Genomic DNA, 829 nt, shown 5'->3' with positions numbered 1-829 from the left:
GACGAGAAGCTTGGAATTGGCGTCGTCTACGACCTGGAATGCGAGGTTGAGCTTTCCGTCGAACTGGATGCGGGCGTCCCAATGGTTTCGGTGGATGCCGTCTACGTGGACGGAAAGAACCTGTTCCACGGCTCTGCCCTGACGAAATCCATTGCCGCCGAGATTGCGAACGCAGCCGAGAACGACGAGGCCTTGCAGGCGCTCGCTGTTGCCGATGAGGGCTTCACCTATCGCGGCCTCGGCGGGAACGACCCTGAGGGCCGGTATGTGAGGGCGCTCTGATGCCCTCCTTCGAATTCTCCCGCCAGCGAGCCGACTTATTGCACGAGGAGTCCAAGGCGCTACGCCGCGCCCTCGTGCTGATCGACGCCGGCGAACTCTCCCACGCAGAAGCGCAGATCAGAGCCGCGAACGACTTCCGGGCAGCGATCAATGCGCTTGCACCCAACCAGTCGGGAAGGAGCGCAGCATGATGGACAACCGCCTTTCAGAAATGGACCGCCACCTCTGCGCGGCTCTCAGGTCAATAACCGACCTCACTCGCATGCTTGAGGCTGTTCGCTACCCGGCTGGTCTCGGAAAGCAGCAATGGGAGCGTGTCGAGCGCGCCCGGAAGATTGAGGAAGAAGCGGAGCAGTTTCTTGCCTCGCTCTCCGAAGCCGAGGGCCAGCCCAATGCTTAGCGCCCTCCTCCCATTCCCCGAACACCCCACGGCCCGCGCTCTGGCTCTGATCGTCATCAGCGCCCTGCTCGTCGGGTTCCTTGAAACGCCCCACTGAGGATTGAACCATGACCGATCTCGACACAGACGCGATGCAGTCCATCGGTG

At 62.0% G+C, this 829-nt stretch carries 3 protein-coding genes; all 3 read left to right on the top strand.

Features of this window, described 5'->3' with window-relative positions; all coding sequences use genetic code 11:
- Positions 1-282 (top strand): hypothetical protein (locus JYP46_RS22035; protein ID WP_206549373.1); only part of this gene is annotated, 282 nt, incomplete at its 5' end.
- A complete protein-coding gene (locus JYP46_RS22030; RefSeq protein WP_206549372.1) occupies positions 282-473 on the top strand; it encodes a hypothetical protein in 192 nt (63 codons plus the stop codon). The genes JYP46_RS22035 and JYP46_RS22030, both read left to right, overlap by 1 nt.
- Positions 470-682 (top strand): hypothetical protein, encoded by a 213-nt coding sequence (locus tag JYP46_RS22025; RefSeq protein ID WP_206549371.1) that lies wholly within the window; start codon positions 470-472, stop codon positions 680-682. The genes JYP46_RS22030 and JYP46_RS22025 overlap by 4 nt, the downstream gene beginning before the upstream one ends.
- Positions 683-829 lie beyond the last annotated feature (147 nt).

Origin of the sequence: Nitratireductor aquimarinus, assembly GCF_017255295.1 — a bacterium.
Taxonomy (GTDB): Bacteria; Pseudomonadota; Alphaproteobacteria; order Rhizobiales; family Rhizobiaceae; genus Nitratireductor; species Nitratireductor aquimarinus.
The sequence above is the reverse complement of the archived record's forward strand: the minus strand, read 5'-3'. Positions and strand labels throughout refer to the sequence as shown.

What these genes read in the sequence shown, in the direction of transcription:
- JYP46_RS22030 (WP_206549372.1), top strand. Translation starts at nt 282, where the DNA reads ATGCCCTCCTTCGAATTCTCCCGCCAGCGAGCCGACTTATTGCACGAG.
- JYP46_RS22025 (WP_206549371.1), top strand. Translation starts at nt 470, where the DNA reads ATGATGGACAACCGCCTTTCAGAAATGGACCGCCACCTCTGCGCGGCT.